Genomic DNA, 14,964 nt, shown 5'->3' with positions numbered 1-14,964 from the left:
TGCTTCGGCGCCTAAAATGTTGCATTCAGGCCGCAAAATGGCCACCAAGGGAGAGAAAAAACTGTGGAAGTCGGTACCCAGGATATGTCCATTCTGTCGCTGATCACTGAGGCCAGTCCGGTCGTTCAGGTGGTCATGGCGATTTTGGTACTGGTGTCATTACTGAGCTGGTGGCGCATTTTCAGCAAGCACTTCACGATCTCCAAGGCCAAAAAGCGCACGGAAGAGTTTGAAGACCGGTTCTGGAGCGGTTCTGATCTGAATGCGCTGTACGAACAAGTCCGCCGTGGCACACCCAATGGCATCGAGCGCATCTTCATTGCCGGTTTTTCCGAGTTCCTGAAACTGCGCCAGAAAGGCGGCATGGAACTCTCTGACACCATGGAAGGCACCCGCCGCGCCATGCGCGCGGCTTACCAGCGCGAACTCGATTACCTGGACAAGCACACCTCTTTCCTGGCCTCTGCCGGTTCGGTCAGCCCGTACGTGGGTTTGTTTGGCACAGTCTGGGGGATCATGCACGCGTTCCGCGGTCTGGCTAATGTGGGTCAGGCCACGCTGGCCAATGTCGCACCCGGTATTGCCGAAGCGTTGGTGGCCACGGCCATCGGCCTGTTTGCCGCTATCCCGGCCGTGGTGGCCTACAACAGCTTTGCGCATGATGTAGACCAGTTGGCCAGCCGTTTCGACAGCTTTATCGAAGAGTTCTCCAACATTCTGCAACGTCAGGCTGCACGCTAAAGGGAGCCGCAATATGGCACGTACCCGACGGCCGCGCCGCTCGATGAACCAGATCAACGTTGTGCCGTATATCGACGTGATGCTGGTGCTGTTGGTGATCTTTATGGTGACCACACCAATGATGCAAAGCGGCGTGGTCAATCTGCCTTCGGTGGGCAAAGCCGACAAACAGATGGATGTCGCGCCGGTTTTCGTTGAAATCAACGCCGACGGCAGCATCAAGGTCAACGACAAAGGCAATATCCAGACCACGCCGGATGTGAAAGGCCTGGCAGACATGGTCAAACCGCACCTGGGTGACAACGCCGATCGGCCGGTCGTGATCGCCGCCGATAAATCGGTGCGTTACGAAGCCGTGATGAATGCAATGGATGCACTCAAGCAAGCCGGCATTGCGCGGGTTGGCCTGAAGGTGAATACCCGCTGATGAACGCAGTGATGGAACAACGTCCTGAACGGCATCCGGAAGAAAAAAACACACTGTCGCTGATCCTGGCGATCGTGGTGCACGGCCTGCTCGTGCTGTTTCTGGTGTTCTCGGTGAACTGGCAAACCCACAAGGCGCAGCCTGTGGAAGTGGAGCTGTGGGGTGGCCCGCCGCCAGCGCCGGAAAAAATTGTGGAACCTGTTCCGGAAAAACCGGTCAAGCAACAGATTGTGACCCCGGAGCCCGTGGTTACGCCTGAACCGAAGCCGGATATCCAGGAAGCAAAGGTCAAGGTTGTACCGACGCCGCGGCCTACGCCAAAGCCGACTCCAACCCCGACGCCCAAGCCAACACCGACGCCCAAACCGACGCCAGCGCCCACGCCGGAGCCGACCAAAGCGCCGAAACCGACGCCGGCACCGAAGAAAAAGCCTGATCCCAATTCAATGGATGCTCTGTTGTCTGCGAATACGCTGACCAACACGGCAGAGGCCAAACCGAACGGCAAGGCGGGTGGTAAAGGCAATAACCCGGATGCCACCAGCAACACTGGCCCTGCCGGCGGCAAAGGCACCGGTGCAGGTGGTAGTGGCGGGTATCTGGCAGGTCTGGCCAATCAGTTGCGGCCACGGATCATTTACTCGGCCAATGGCGATGAAAACCCGTCGGTGACCATGCGTATCAACGTTCTGCCAGACGGTACAGTCCAGGACGTACAGGTCATCAAACCGAGCGGAAACAATGCCTATGATGAGGCGGTCAAGCGCGCCATCATGAGTCTTGGGCGTTTGCCGCCGCGGCCAGGTAGTGTGCCCTTTACCGGAGACTGGCGTTCGCTGACCGGTAATTTCCGGCTCAAGGACTGACCTGCAACAGAAATTAAATACCGTTAGATGCTCTGCTGGCGCGAACTGAACAAGGAGAATTCACCCGTGCTGTTACGCTTTGCCCGTTTTGTTGTAGCCATGAGCTTGCTGGCCAGCGCTGCTGCCCATGCCGACATCTCGTTTGATGTGGTCGGGGTCGGCGCCAACCAGTATCCAATCGCCATTGCGCCATTCCAGAACGAAGTCCAGCAGCAACAGCCCATCACCCCGGTGGTGAGTGACGACCTGGCGCGCAGTGGCCTGTTCAAGGTGATTGGCGCGGGTGATCTCTCGCCAGTGCCGTATGAGCAAGCGCAGCTCAACTTTCCACCGCTGGTGGCCAAGGGCGCGCAGACCGTGTTGATTGGCAGCGTGACACCGCAGGGTAGCCAGATCTCGATCAAGTTTCATCTGGTGGATGTCGCCAGCAAGCAGCAACTGGTGGGCTACGAGCTGATCGTGCCGCCCAACAAGATGCGCTACGCCGCCCACAAGATTGCGGACATGGTGTACGACAAGATCACCGGCTTTGGCCCAATGTTCAATTCGAAGATTGCCTACGTGGTTAAACAGGGCAAGCGCTTTGAGCTGCAAGTGGCCGACGCCGATGGGTTTGCCTCGCAAGCCATTCTGGCCTCCAACCAGCCGATCATGTCGCCCAAGTGGTCGCCGGATGGCACCCGCCTTGCATATGTATCGTTTGAAGACCAGAAGCCCATTGTGTACGTGCAGGATTTGATGACCGGCAAACGCTGGAAAGCAGCCAACTTCTGGGGCAGCAACTCGGCCCCGGCCTGGTCGCCGGATGGCAGCAAGCTGGCCGTGGTCTTGACCAAACAAGGGGGCTCGCAGATTTATCTGGTCGATGCCAGTGGCACCAATAGCAATCCGCGCCGCCTGACCAACACCGGCGATATCAACACTGAACCTTCGTTTACCCCGGACGGCCAGATTGTGTTTACGTCTGACCGGGGTGGCGCACCCCAGATTTATCGCATGTCCGCTAGCGGCGGCAATGCAGAACGGCTGACCTTCCAGGGCAGCTACAACGCATCGGGCAAAGTCAGTGCCGATGGCAAAACACTGGTATTCGTCACCCAGCAAGGTGGCGGTTACAAAACGGCTGTCATGGATATGTCCACCCGCCAGGTGCAGGTGTTGACGGATACCAGCCGCGACGATTCACCCACGTTTGCGCCCAATGGTCGCATGGTGTTGTACGAGACACAGCTTGGCGGCAAAGGTGTGCTGGCGGCGGTTTCCAGCGATGGCCGGGTCAAGGCGCGTCTGAGAGCGCAAGCGGGTGATGTAAGGCAGCCGGCATGGGGGCCCATGCTGAAATAAAACCAGTAACCAGTCGGGACGCATACGCAGCCGTGCCGCATTGAGCGGGCTGCGGTGACCCATCGCTGCCGATGGGCTGCACATGCACACTTTTGGAGATTCCTTGAAATGAAAAAAATCCTGATGAGCGCTCTGCTCACTGCCCTGCTTGCCGCATGCGCTTCCTCGCCCAAGCCGGCCCCTGTTGTAGCCACGCCGACGCCGGCACCTGTGACCGACAACAAGCCGGCCACCGTTGACCTGACCCAGGGCCAGAACCTGCCAGCCAACAACCCGCTGACCGACCCGAACAACATTCTGTCGCAGCGTAATGTGTACTTTGCCTTTGACTCTTATGCCGTCGATGCCAAGTACAACGATCTGATCCAGGCTCACGCCAAGTACCTGCTGGAACACAAGGATGCCAAGGTGTTCCTGCAAGGCAATACCGATAACCGCGGTACCGCCGAGTACAACATGGCCCTGGGCCAGAAGCGTGCTGATGCAGTGAAGAAGCAACTGCAAGCACTGGGTGTGGCTGACAGCCAGATCGAAAGCGTGTCCTTCGGTAAGGAAAAGCCGATCGAGCAAGGCGATACCGAAGAAGCATGGTCGCGTAACCGTCGTACCCAGATCGTCTATCAAGGCGAATCCGGCCAGTAAGGCTTGTCGGCAGATATGAATCTGCTATCGTGCAGCGTTGGGCCAGCATGAGGCTGGTCTGACGCTGTTTTCACATGGTGATCCGATGAAACGAATTGCTGCTCTTTTGGTACTGGCGTTTGCCGCTACGCATGCCAATGCCGGTCTGTTCAGCGACGATGACGCCCGCAAGCAGATCCAGGATCTGCAAACCCAGGTGAATGCGCAGGCCCAGCGTATCCAGATCCTGGAGGCGGGTAACAAGAATATGCTCAATCTGGTGAACCAGATTCAGCAACTGCAGCAGGATCTGGCGACCTTGCGTGGTCAGAACGAAACCCTGCAATACAACCTGGATGAAGCCACCAAGCGCCAGAAAGACTTGTATGTCGATCTGGACACCCGTGTGCGCAACATCGAGCAAGCCAAAGCTCAGGCTGCCCAGCAACAGCAAGCCAGCGTGCAGCAAACGCTGGATGCCGCCGTCGGGCTGGCCAAGAATGGCAAGAACAAAGAGGCCGCCGCCGCGCTGACCCAGTTTATCCAGGCCAATCCGGATAGCGATCAGACGCCGGTCGCGCAGTATTGGTTGGGCGTGAGCCAGACCGGGCTGAAGAATTACAAGGCCGCCCAATCGGCTTATGCTGCCGCGCTGGAAGCCGCACCGGACAGCGCCATTGCGCCAGATGCACTCTATGGCCGTGCGGTGGCAGCCAATGCGTCGGGTGACAAGAAGTCTGCCCGCGCATACCTGTTACAATTGCTGGAGAAATACCCCAGTTCGGATAAAGCCGCCATCGCCAAGAAGGCGCTGCTGACTACCAACTGAGTTTTTCAATGTTCATACGGCGGCGTCGGTCCTGGCCGACGCCGTTTTTGTTTTCCGCCGGACTTTTATCCGGTAGGAAGAACCGGGCACGCATTGCGTGCTGTTGTTGACCCGCCGGACTGTGTTTCCGGCACGGAGTATCTGTTTCATGGCTGAATTAGCACCCTCTTTGCGCATTACCGAAGTCTTTTTCTCGCTGCAGGGCGAGACCAGCCGCATGGGCGTACCGACCGTCTTTGTGCGACTCACCGGCTGTCCCTTGCGCTGTGGCTATTGCGACAGCGCGTATGCTTTTCATGGTGGCGAGACGCAAAGTTTCGACACCATCGTTGAAAAAGTCCGTTCCTTTGGCGCCAAAACCGTCTGTGTCACCGGCGGTGAGCCGCTGGCGCAAAAGCACAGTCTGGCCTTCCTCAAGCATCTGTGTGATGAAGGCTTTGATGTGAGCCTGGAAACCAGCGGTGCCTTGCCCATTGAACACGTCGACCCGCGCGTCTCCCGCATTGTGGATATCAAGACCCCGGGTTCGGGTGAACTGGCCAAAATGCGCTGGGAAAACCTGGCTGCCGTGAACAACAGTGACGAGATCAAGTTCGTACTGTGCGACCGCGCAGATTACGAATGGGCGCGCGATCTCCTGCGTGACCAGAAGCTGGCCGAACGCGCACCCGTGTTGTTCTCGCCCGTCTGGGAAACCCTCAAGCCCGCTGATCTGGCCGCCTGGGTACTGGAAGACAAATTGCCGGTACGCATGCAGGTGCAGTTGCACAAGATCCTGTGGGGCGACCGTCCGGGCGTGTAATCCCGGGCATCGCTGGCTGTGCTGCGCTCACTTGCCTTGCCAGCGATACCCGGCTTGGGGCCCCTGGATGGTGTGTGCTTAAAACCTGGGTCCGGACTGGCTTCGGGCCCTCTCGCACGCCATACTTCCGTTGTTGAACCCACTCTGGTTGACCGATGAAGCCGCGCGTCCTCGCATCACGTATCCTGGTTCACCTGAAAGAACTCCCTTACCGCAGCCGGGCTACGCTGGTGTTCTGGTTTGGTGCCGCGCTGGTTGGTCTGGTGGCGGTGCTGCTAGCCAAAGCGGCGGAATGGGCATTTCTGGGTTTTCAGCACCTCTTTGTGCGATGGCACTGGTGGCCGCTGGTCGTGCTGCCGCTGGGAGGGATGGCAATCCGCTGGCTTATGAGCAAACTGGGCCAGGGCGCGGAAGGCAGTGGTATTCCACAGGCAATGGCTGCCATAGACCTGGCAGAAGAACCGCCGGAAGCGGAAAGACTGCTTTCTTTGCGCATTGCCGGCATCAAGTTTCTGGGCATTGTGCTGGGTGCGGGCAGTGGCTTTGTGCTGGGGCGCGAAGGGCCCACAGTGCAAATCGGCGCCAGCATCATGTACGCCTGCCGCCGCTTTTTGCCGCTGGCTGATCCGGTCTTTCAACGGCAATTGATCCTGGCAGGCGGTGCCGCGGGGATTTCTGCCGCATTCAACACGCCGCTGGCCGGGATTGTTTTTGCCTTTGAAGAACTGGCCCGCTCAGTTGAGACTGAAACCAGTGGCAAGTTGATCGGATCGGTCATCCTGGCCGGTATCGTGTCGCTCGCACTCATTGGCGACTACACCTATTTTGGCCGGATCCGGGTGCCGGATTTTGACTACGCCATCTTGCCGCCGCTGTTTCTGGTGGCCATCACGGCGGGCCTGATCGGGGGCTTCTTTTCCTGGTTGTGCGTGCACCAGACCCGCTGGCTGCCGCCCGGTGTATTGCGCTGGCGCCACATGCATCCGTACTGGTTCATCGCGATTTGTGGTCTGGCGATTGCCCTGTGCGGTCTGGTCTTGCCCATTTACGGCAGCGGCGCGGATGAAACCAGCCGCGCCATTGGGGGCCAGGGGCCGCTGGTGTGGTACTACCTGCCCCTCAAGTTTGTGAGTTTGCTGGCCACGTTTCTGACCGGGCTGCCGGGGGGCATTTTCGCGCCCTCGCTGGCGCTCGGTGCGGGTGTGGGTAGCTGGTTCACCCCGCTGTTCTCGCACGCCATCGAGATCAAACTCATGGCCATTGGCATGGTGGCGATGCTGGCTGCGGTCACGCGCGCGCCGATCACCTCCGCCATCATCATGATTGAAATGACAGACGGCCACGCCATGGTGATTTCCACGCTGGCTGCGGCCATGGTGGCGTCCAGCGTGGCCCGTCTATATCGAACCAATCTTTATCACGATCTGGCTGCCAATATCCTTAAAGGTATGGCGGTCAATTCCGGGAGCAAACACCCATGAGCACTACCCCGTCCCGCCCTGCGGTTATCTTGTTGTCTGGCGGTCTTGATTCCGCAACGTGTCTGGCCATTGCCAAAAGCCAGGGCTTTGCGCCGTACTGCCTGTCGTTTGATTATGGCCAGCGCCACAACGCAGAACTGAAAGCCGCTGCGCGCGTTGCCAAAAGCCTGGGCGCGGTGGAGCACCGCATCATCAAAATCGATCTGGCGGTATTTGGCGGCTCCGCGCTGACTGATGCCAGCATCGACGTCCCCACAGACGGTCACACCAGTGCCAACGAAATCCCGGTCACCTATGTGCCAGCCCGCAATACGATCTTGTTGTCTTATGCGCTGGCCTGGGCGGAAGTCTTGAAGGGCGACGACATTTTCATTGGTGTGAACGCGGTGGACTACTCGGGCTACCCGGATTGCCGTCCCGACTACATTGCCGCCTACCAGCACATGGCCCGCCTTGCCACCCGCACGGGGGTTGAGGGTTCGCCGCTGACCATTCACACGCCGCTGATTTCGCTGTCCAAGGCACAGATCGTGGAAACCGGCCTTGCCCTGGGGGTGGACTACAGTCAGACCGTCACCTGCTACAAAGCGGATGATGAGGGCCGTGCCTGCGGCGTATGTGATGCTTGCCGTCTGCGGGCCGCCGGATTTACCGATGCCGGTGTGACAGACCCGACCCGTTACCAGCCGCGTTAAGGCGCTGCCCCGCCAGGACATAAAAAAACCGGACATCACAGTCCGGTTTTTTGTTTTGGGCGCATGGCCCGATCTGGCAATCAGGCCTTGCCAGAAATAATCATGTATTTTTGCATCAGTTCTTCTTTGGACTCTTTGACGTCCGGGTTGAACGGAATGCAATCGACCGGACAGACCTGCTGGCATTGTGGTTCGTCGTAATGGCCGACGCACTCGGTACACAGATTGGGGTCGATTTCGTAGATTTCAGCGCCTTGCGAAATGGCGCTATTGGGGCATTCGGGTTCGCAGACATCACAATTGATGCACTCATCAGTGATCATCAGCGCCATGGCAATATTCCTTCAAAAACAGCTACGTTTGAAACGGCGGCGATTGTCCCACGTTACTTACAGTGCGACAACCGCATAGCGGTTGGACGGCGGCGAGCGGCCACGGTTTTGTCATTATTGACACCGATCAAAGGCCTGAGCGTTGTAATTGCGCCCGTCCGACAACGTGATTGTGTTGCCAAATTGTTGCCGGTTTGTGGCAGCGCGCTGACTTAGGCCGCCCGTTGCAACAGCGCACAATGCACCGCGCCGGCTTTGAGCTCGCGCCGGATTTCCCAACCGGCCAGATCCGGCCATTGGGCGCACTCGGCATAAATCACCGCGTCGGCTGGCAAAGTGGCGGCTAGCGTTGCCAACACTTTGGGCAACAGGTCAGACGCATACGGCGGGTCAAGGAACACCACGTCAAAATCCAGCGTCTTGCCGGCCAGCCAGGTTAGCGCGTCAGCCCAGACGATCTCGACATTGCTCATGCCCAGCGTTTTGCGATTGTCGGCAAGGGCAGCGTAAACAGGTTTGGACTTCTCCACCATGACCACCTGTTTTGCGTTGCGGGACGCCGCCTCAAAACCCAGCGCGCCGCTACCGGCAAACAGGTCCAGGCAACGCTGCCCGGTGAGGTCTTGCCCCAGCCAGTTAAACAGGGTTTCCCGCACCCGATCCGGGGTCGGCCGCAGGCCGTCGCCATCCGGAAAATGCACCAACCGGCGCTTGTACTCGCCGCCAATAATGCGAACCTGGTTTTTATGCTGTGCTGCCATGCCCCACCCGCGCTAAAATCGCGCCAAATCAGATATTTTCCGCCATTGGCGACGTGACGCATACCCTATGTTCGATTTTTTCCGCAAGAAACCCAAAACCGACACCGCCGCGCCTGAATCTGCGCCGGTCACCGATGCGCCGGTTGCGCCAGAACCCGCGCCCGGGCCAGAACCTGTCGCCGCAGAGCCTGCACCGGCGCCCGCGCCGTTGCAGGAAGTCGCCCAGCCTCAGGAGAAACCCAAAGTCTCCTGGACGGACCGCCTGAAAGCCGGTTTGGCCAAGACCCGCGATACGCTGGGCAAGAATCTGGCCGGCCTGTTTGGTGGCGGCCAGATTGACGAAGACCTGTATGACGAGCTGGAAACCGTGCTGCTGACCGCCGATATGGGTGTGGAAGCCACAACCACGCTGCTCAAGAACGTACGTGACCGTGTGTCATTGCGTGGCCTGAAAGATGCCTCCGAGTTGCGCCTGGCCCTCAAGGAAGCGCTGCAGGATCTGATCCAGCCGTTGGAGCAACCGCTGGTGATCACGCCGCAAAAGCCGTTCATCTTGATGGTGGCGGGTGTGAACGGTGCAGGCAAGACCACCAGCATTGGCAAGCTGGCCAAGTATTTCCAGGGTCAGGGCCACAACGTGCTGCTGGCGGCGGGCGATACTTTCCGTGCAGCCGCGCGTGAACAACTGGTGGTATGGGGGCAGCGCAACGGCGTGCAGGTGATCGCGCAAGAATCAGGCGACGCCGCAGCCGTCGCGTTTGACGCCGTGAACGCCGCCAAAGCGCGCGGTTGCGATGTGATCATCGTCGACACCGCAGGCCGTTTGCCGACGCAGTTGCACTTGATGGAAGAAATCAAGAAGGTCAAACGCGTGGTGCAAAAGGCCGATCCGACCGGCCCACATGAAATCATGCTGGTGATCGACGCCAACACCGGCCAGAACGCCGTTAGCCAGGTCAAGGCGTTTGATGATGCGCTGGGCCTGACCGGCCTTGTGCTTACCAAGCTTGATGGTACCGCCAAGGGTGGCGTCATTGCCGCCATTGCCAAGCAGCGCCCGGTGCCGTTGCGCTTTATCGGTGTGGGTGAAACCATCGACGATCTGCGCCCGTTTGTGGCAAAAGACTATATTGACGCTTTATTTGACTGACATTTTTCCCGGCACCTGACTACGGACGACGAATGATCCAGTTCCAGCAAGTCACCAAGCGTTATCCGGGCGGCTTTGATGCCGTCAAACAACTCAGTTTTGATATCGAAGATGGCGAACTGGTTTTCCTGGCCGGGCACTCCGGCGCGGGCAAATCCACGCTGCTCAAGCTCATTGCCGGTATTGAACGTCCTACGGCGGGTGCGGTGCTGGTCAACGGGCAGAACCTGGCGCGTATGCGTCGTGCGTCCCTGCCTTATACCCGCCGGCATATCGGGCTGATTTTCCAGGACCACAAAATCCTTTACGACCGCAGCGTGTACGACAACGTGCGCCTGCCGCTGGATATCATTGGCTTTGATCACCGTGAAGCACGTCGCCGCGTTCAAGCTGCGCTGGATAAAGTGGGCCTGGCCGGCAAAGAGGCGCTCAACCCGGTGAGCTTGTCGGGTGGCGAGCAGCAACGGCTGTGCATTGCCCGCGCCGTGGTCCACCGGCCGTCCATCCTGCTGGCGGATGAACCCACTGCCAATCTGGATCGTGATTACGCCCACGACATCCTGGAGCTGTTCAAATCCTTCCACCAGGTGGGTGTCACGCTGGTGATTTCCGCTCACGATGAAACCCTGATGGCCGACTACGGCCGTCGTATCCTGCGCCTGAAAAACGGCCAGTTCTCAGCCTGAGGATCGCGCCATGAAACACTGGATCCGTCTGAACTGGATTGCCTTGACCCGCACCGTAAGCGGCATGCTGCGCGCGCCGCTCTCCAGCCTGCTTAACCTGTTGGTGATTGGCATTGCGGCGGCGTTCCCGCTGGGCTTTTACCTGTTGATTGCCAGCGCACAAGGCGTGATTGGCCAGTTACCGGTTGAGCCGCAGTTGTCGGTCTACCTGCGCACCAGCGTGGCGGCAGATGAAATCAACCAGCTCAAGCAGCGGCTTGCTACCGACAAGCGCCTGACCAAAGTGCAGTTCATTGGCAAGGATGAAGCGCTCAAACAGATGCAGGCCAGCGTTGGTGGCGGCGATTTGCTGGCGGGCCTCACGGATAACCCGCTGCCGGATACGTTCATCCTGACGGCCAGCACGGATGCGTCGGCGGATTCCCTCGAAGCATTGCAGAAGGAGCTGACTACCTCCAGCGGCGTAGAACAGGTACAACTGGATTCGGCCTGGGCCAGACGTCTGCAACAACTGATCGTGGTCGGTAAAGCCTTGCTGGAGATCGTGCTGGTACTGCTAGCGGTGGCGCTGGTGCTGATTACCGGTAACGCCATCCGCCTGCAGATTCTGACCCGCAAAGATGAGATTGAGGTCGCCAAACTGATCGGCGCCACCGATGCTTTTATCCGCCGCCCCTTTGTGTACTTTGCCGCGTTGCAGGGTGTGCTGGGCGGCTTGCTGGCCTGCGCTATCGTCTGGGCGGCACGGACGTGGCTCAATCCTGCGGTAGAGGCGCTGGCTAAAAGTTATGGGCAACAATTCAGTCTGGCCCTGGCAGACTGGCGCGTGGTGCTGGTGACACTGGCAGTCACCACGCTGTTGTGTCTGTTGGGTGCTTCGCTGGCAGTGGGCCGCCATTTGCGGCAATTTCGCTAAGCGAATTGCCGCTGATTGCTACCGCTTGTCGGAAATAGACCGATTGGTCTAATCTATCGGAAGCATTGAAAATATTGCCGTGCAACAACATCGCGTGTGTGCTTGAATTCATAAGAACTTTTTGTTCGGTTAGCACTCTGAGGTATGGAGTGCTAATATCCAGCGTCGTCGTTTGAGAACGGCGCGGAGTAACACAGGAGAAAATTCATGGTAGACAGCGTTGCATTGCCGGTGATCACGGGTGGCGACAGCATTGAGAGCTATATCCAGCGAGTCAATGCCATGCCCATGCTCACGCACGAGCAAGAGATCGATCTGGCAAATCGCTACCGCCATGACAACGACCTGGAAGCCGCTGGCCAGCTGGTGATGTCCCATCTGCGCGTTGTGGTTTCCATTGCGCGTGGTTATGCCGGTTACGGTTTGCAGCAAGCAGACCTGATTCAGGAAGGCAACATTGGCCTCATGAAGGCCGTGAAGCGGTTCGAGCCGACCCGCGGTGTGCGCCTGTTCTCGTTTGCCGTGCACTGGATCAAAGCCGAGATTCACGAGTACATCCTGCGTAACTGGCGTCTGGTGCGCATTGCCACCACCAAGGCCCAGCGCAAGCTGTTCTTCAACCTGCGTTCCAAGAAGACCGGTTTTGCTGCATTGACCCGCGCTCAGGCCGAAGTCATTGCGCATGACCTGGGCGTCAAGCCGGAAGAAGTCTTCGAGATGGAAACCCGGATGACCGGGCAGGACATTGCGCTGATGGCTGAAGACGGCGATGACGACGGCTACGCGCCGATCGACTGGCTGGCTGATAGCGACAATGAGCCGGTGCGCCAGATGGAGCGTCAGTCTTACGACCGCTTGCAGTCTGAAGGTCTGCAGCAGGCGCTGGGTACGCTGGACCCGCGCAGCCGCCGCATCATTGAAGCGCGCTGGTTGGGCGATGAAGGCAGCACCACGCTGCATGAACTGGCTGCTGAATTTAGCGTGTCGGCTGAGCGTATTCGCCAGATCGAGGCCAAGGCCCTGCAAAAGATGAAAGACGCGCTGGAACCGGCCATGGCTTGATGCCATCCGGCACCAGATGAAAAAAGGCACGCTATGCGTGCCTTTTTTGTTGCCCGCCGTTCAGGCCACGCGCGCGCGTGCTTCATCAAACTGCGCAAACTTGCGCATAAACCAGTCATGGTCAAACCAGCCGGTGTATTGCACATGCTTGAGATCATCAAACAGGCTGAACAAGTAGCGGCGGGCGCCAAAGCCTGGTGCGGCAGGGTGCTTTTCCAGATAGGTTTCCAGCAACCGGAACTCGGGGCGGGCATCGTTCAGATGAAACAGATCAAACTCTCGATGCGCAAAGCGGGCATGGTTGGGGTCGATCACCGCGGTGAGTGTTTGCGTCAGCGGATCGGCCAGAAAATTGCTGGCGTGGCAGTCGTCGTGAATCAAAGATGAAATATCGTCCGCCAGGGGCCTGACCAGTGCATCTGCAATGCGCCAGATGCGCTCAAAGTGCTGGCGCATGGGTAAGGTCGTCCGGGCCTCGCCCGCAGCACTGAATAGCCACGCCAGCCGGTCTTGCGCGAAGCGCTGCCAGCTTGGCACAAAGCCGGGCCGGAAGCTGCCGTCGATGTCCTGAAAACCCAACGGCGATGTCACACCGTGCCAATGCAGCAAAATGTCGGTGACGCGATCCGCAAAGCGCGTCATTGCCTCTGGTGACTGGATGGCGGCACAGGCGTCCACGCCATCCAGCCGTTCCAGCACCAATACTTCACGCCCGGTTTCATCCAGACCTTTGCCCAACACCTGCGGCAATACCGCGCCGCCCGCTGCGCGCAGCGTGTGCAGCGCCAATGTTTCACGTGAAGCATTTCCTGGCTGACGAAAGCATTTGAGTACCACCTGACGTTGTTGTGGGCCGCGCAATAACCAGACCTCGGCGTAAAAGCCGTCTATCTTTGCGGCATCCAGCGGTATGCCACCCAGAAAACGGGTGGCAAGGGGAAGCAAATGTTCAGGTAGTGGCATGGCAAGGCCCCGGATCAACTGCGCCAGTGTAGGCGGCCCGGGCATTGCGAAACGATGCAGCCGGCTGGTTGGCACGTTGAATAGACAGGCCAGGCAAAAAACAACCCGGCGCGAGACCGGGTTGTGTTGGCGAGTGTCTTCGAACCCTCAGCGCAGGCGACTGATCACGCCGTTGAGCGCGGTCAGCATGGACGCGCCCAGTTGCAGTGAGCGCTCGCCGTTCCAGCCTACATCGGGTTCTGGATGATGGGCGGTGTCCTTGAAGGGCATTTCCAGCGTGAATGCCAGGCAACCGAAATGGTCGCCCACCCAGTTGGTCGCCAGGGTCAGGGTTTCCGGGCCAAACTGGCTGGGGCCGTAGCCGTACTCGGTCTGGAAATCCGGCGAAACGGCCACCCACAGTTGCTTGAAGGCTTCTTCCAGGCTGCGCTGATGTGCTGAGAATGACGGGTTGTCATCGCAGCCGGCGACAAAGTTGTGCGGAATGCTTTCGTCGCCATGCAGATCGAAAAAGGCATCCACGCCGATCTCTTGCATAGCCTGGCGCACCAGGAATACCTCCGGGCTGGTTTCCATACTTGGCGCCTGCCAGGCGCGGTTCAGGTTGGTGCCTGCGGCATTGGTGCGCAGGTTGCCACGCACGGCGCCGTCCGGATTCATGTTGGGCACAACGTAGAACACCGCTTTGTTCAACAGGGCCCGACCCACGGCGTGTTGCGGGTCCAGCAGGCTGCCGATCACACCTTCTGCGCACCATTCGGCCATGGTTTCGCCGGGATGCTGGCGTGCAATGACCCAGACCTTGTGTTTGCCGGCTTCTGGCGTGCCGATGCGCAGCAAATCCAGCGGGCGGCCGTCGATGGTCTGGCCCAGTTCGCGCACTACGCAATCCGGTGAGTACTGGGCGTGGCCCAGCATTTGCAGGTGCCGTTCCCACGAATACGGTTCGAAATAGGCGTAGTACACCATGTCGCGTTGCGGCTGGTGGCGGATGGTCAGCACACCGTTTTCGTATTCGGTCGGTACGCAGAACCACTCAATGCCGTCGTAAGACGCGCGCGCGCTGTAGCCATCCCAGCCTCCGGGATAGGCAGACTGACCGGCGTTTTCAATGTGGATCACGCATTCCCGAAACGCGGTTCCGGCAAGGCGAAAGTGGAACCATTGTTTGAATTCAGAGGCGTTGTCGGGCCGCAGGTTCAGGCGGATGTTGGCATGATCAGCCAGATCAATGACGTCGATTGCGCCAGAGTCAAAAGCGGTAGAGAGAGTCAGCATTGCGGGCACC

The 14,964-nt window shown here is 58.9% G+C and carries 17 protein-coding genes; 13 read left to right on the top strand and 4 right to left on the bottom strand.

All coding sequences use genetic code 11. From position 1 onward, the window contains the following. Positions 1 to 63: 63 nt before the first annotated feature. The 9 genes from tolQ to queC all read left to right on the top strand — a co-directional run bounded on the left by tolQ (position 64) and on the right by queC (position 7,806). The gene (gene tolQ, locus HNQ50_RS13095) at positions 64 to 741 is read left to right on the top strand and encodes a protein TolQ (protein WP_444544602.1); all 678 of its coding nucleotides are present in this window, start codon (positions 64 to 66) and stop codon (positions 739 to 741) included. Positions 742 to 754: 13 nt separating this feature from the next. Next, on the top strand, positions 755 to 1,168 hold the full coding sequence (gene tolR / locus HNQ50_RS13090) for a protein TolR (RefSeq protein ID WP_246428709.1): 414 nt from the start codon (positions 755 to 757) through the stop codon (positions 1,166 to 1,168). Beyond that, positions 1,168 to 2,034, top strand: a complete 867-nt coding sequence (gene tolA, locus HNQ50_RS13085) for a cell envelope integrity protein TolA (protein WP_184101476.1) — start codon at positions 1,168 to 1,170, stop codon at positions 2,032 to 2,034. Before tolR ends, tolA begins: the two co-directional genes overlap by 1 nt. A 66-nt stretch (positions 2,035 to 2,100) precedes the next feature. After that, a complete protein-coding gene (gene tolB / locus HNQ50_RS13080; RefSeq protein WP_308419159.1) occupies positions 2,101 to 3,378 on the top strand; it encodes a Tol-Pal system beta propeller repeat protein TolB in 1,278 nt (425 codons plus the stop codon). Positions 3,379 to 3,486: 108 nt separating this feature from the next. Next, positions 3,487 to 4,020 (top strand): peptidoglycan-associated lipoprotein Pal, encoded by a 534-nt coding sequence (gene pal / locus HNQ50_RS13075; RefSeq protein ID WP_184101474.1) that lies wholly within the window; start codon positions 3,487 to 3,489, stop codon positions 4,018 to 4,020. An 85-nt stretch (positions 4,021 to 4,105) separates the two neighbouring features. After that, positions 4,106 to 4,828 carry a YbgF trimerization domain-containing protein gene (locus HNQ50_RS13070; RefSeq protein WP_184101473.1) on the top strand — a complete coding sequence of 241 codons (723 nt, stop codon included), beginning with the start codon at positions 4,106 to 4,108 and terminating at the stop codon, positions 4,826 to 4,828. A 148-nt stretch (positions 4,829 to 4,976) separates the two neighbouring features. Continuing rightward, positions 4,977 to 5,630: a 7-carboxy-7-deazaguanine synthase QueE gene (gene queE, locus HNQ50_RS13065; protein ID WP_184101472.1), complete on the top strand. Its 654-nt coding sequence runs from the start codon at positions 4,977 to 4,979 to the stop codon at positions 5,628 to 5,630. A gap of 155 nt (positions 5,631 to 5,785) precedes the next feature. Continuing rightward, entirely contained in the window at positions 5,786 to 7,111 is a 1,326-nt protein-coding gene (locus HNQ50_RS13060) for a chloride channel protein (RefSeq protein ID WP_184101471.1), read from the top strand. Further along, positions 7,108 to 7,806: a 7-cyano-7-deazaguanine synthase QueC gene (gene queC / locus HNQ50_RS13055; protein ID WP_184101470.1), complete on the top strand. Its 699-nt coding sequence runs from the start codon at positions 7,108 to 7,110 to the stop codon at positions 7,804 to 7,806. Before HNQ50_RS13060 ends, queC begins: the two co-directional genes overlap by 4 nt. Positions 7,807 to 7,886: 80 nt before the next feature. Here queC and HNQ50_RS13050 read toward each other — a convergent pair whose 3' ends face one another. Both HNQ50_RS13050 and rsmD read right to left on the bottom strand, forming a co-directional pair. After that, positions 7,887 to 8,138, bottom strand: coding sequence for a YfhL family 4Fe-4S dicluster ferredoxin (locus HNQ50_RS13050; RefSeq protein WP_184101464.1), 252 nt, complete (start codon positions 8,136 to 8,138; stop codon positions 7,887 to 7,889). Between the two features lie 212 nt (positions 8,139 to 8,350). Then, positions 8,351 to 8,899 (bottom strand): 16S rRNA (guanine(966)-N(2))-methyltransferase RsmD, encoded by a 549-nt coding sequence (gene rsmD / locus HNQ50_RS13045; RefSeq protein ID WP_184101462.1) that lies wholly within the window; start codon positions 8,897 to 8,899, stop codon positions 8,351 to 8,353. Positions 8,900 to 8,966: 67 nt separating this feature from the next. Here rsmD and ftsY point away from each other — a divergent pair, with 67 nt between their 5' ends. From ftsY to rpoH, 4 genes are all read left to right on the top strand, one after another. Further along, the gene (gene ftsY / locus HNQ50_RS13040) at positions 8,967 to 10,049 is read left to right on the top strand and encodes a signal recognition particle-docking protein FtsY (RefSeq protein ID WP_184101460.1); all 1,083 of its coding nucleotides are present in this window, start codon (positions 8,967 to 8,969) and stop codon (positions 10,047 to 10,049) included. A gap of 32 nt (positions 10,050 to 10,081) precedes the next feature. Continuing rightward, the gene (gene ftsE, locus HNQ50_RS13035; protein WP_184101458.1) at positions 10,082 to 10,735 is read left to right on the top strand and encodes a cell division ATP-binding protein FtsE; all 654 of its coding nucleotides are present in this window, start codon (positions 10,082 to 10,084) and stop codon (positions 10,733 to 10,735) included. Between the two features lie 10 nt (positions 10,736 to 10,745). Continuing rightward, positions 10,746 to 11,651, top strand: a complete 906-nt coding sequence (ftsX, locus tag HNQ50_RS13030) for a permease-like cell division protein FtsX (RefSeq protein ID WP_184101456.1) — start codon at positions 10,746 to 10,748, stop codon at positions 11,649 to 11,651. 207 nt (positions 11,652 to 11,858) lie between these two features. After that, entirely contained in the window at positions 11,859 to 12,713 is an 855-nt protein-coding gene (gene rpoH / locus HNQ50_RS13025) for an RNA polymerase sigma factor RpoH (protein WP_184101454.1), read from the top strand. Between the two features lie 60 nt (positions 12,714 to 12,773). Here rpoH and HNQ50_RS13020 read toward each other — a convergent pair whose 3' ends face one another. Together HNQ50_RS13020 and HNQ50_RS13015 are read right to left on the bottom strand one after the other, a co-directional pair. After that, positions 12,774 to 13,676, bottom strand: coding sequence for a phosphotransferase (locus HNQ50_RS13020; RefSeq protein WP_184101451.1), 903 nt, complete (start codon positions 13,674 to 13,676; stop codon positions 12,774 to 12,776). Between the two features lie 147 nt (positions 13,677 to 13,823). Further along, complete coding sequence (locus tag HNQ50_RS13015) at positions 13,824 to 14,954, bottom strand: M14 family metallopeptidase (protein WP_184101449.1); 1,131 nt, start codon at positions 14,952 to 14,954, stop codon at positions 13,824 to 13,826. Positions 14,955 to 14,964 lie beyond the last annotated feature (10 nt).

Source organism: Silvimonas terrae, from assembly GCF_014202765.1.
In the GTDB taxonomy this organism is placed as follows: Bacteria; Pseudomonadota; Gammaproteobacteria; order Burkholderiales; family Chitinibacteraceae; genus Silvimonas; species Silvimonas terrae.
The sequence above is the reverse complement of the archived record's forward strand: the minus strand, read 5'-3'. Positions and strand labels throughout refer to the sequence as shown.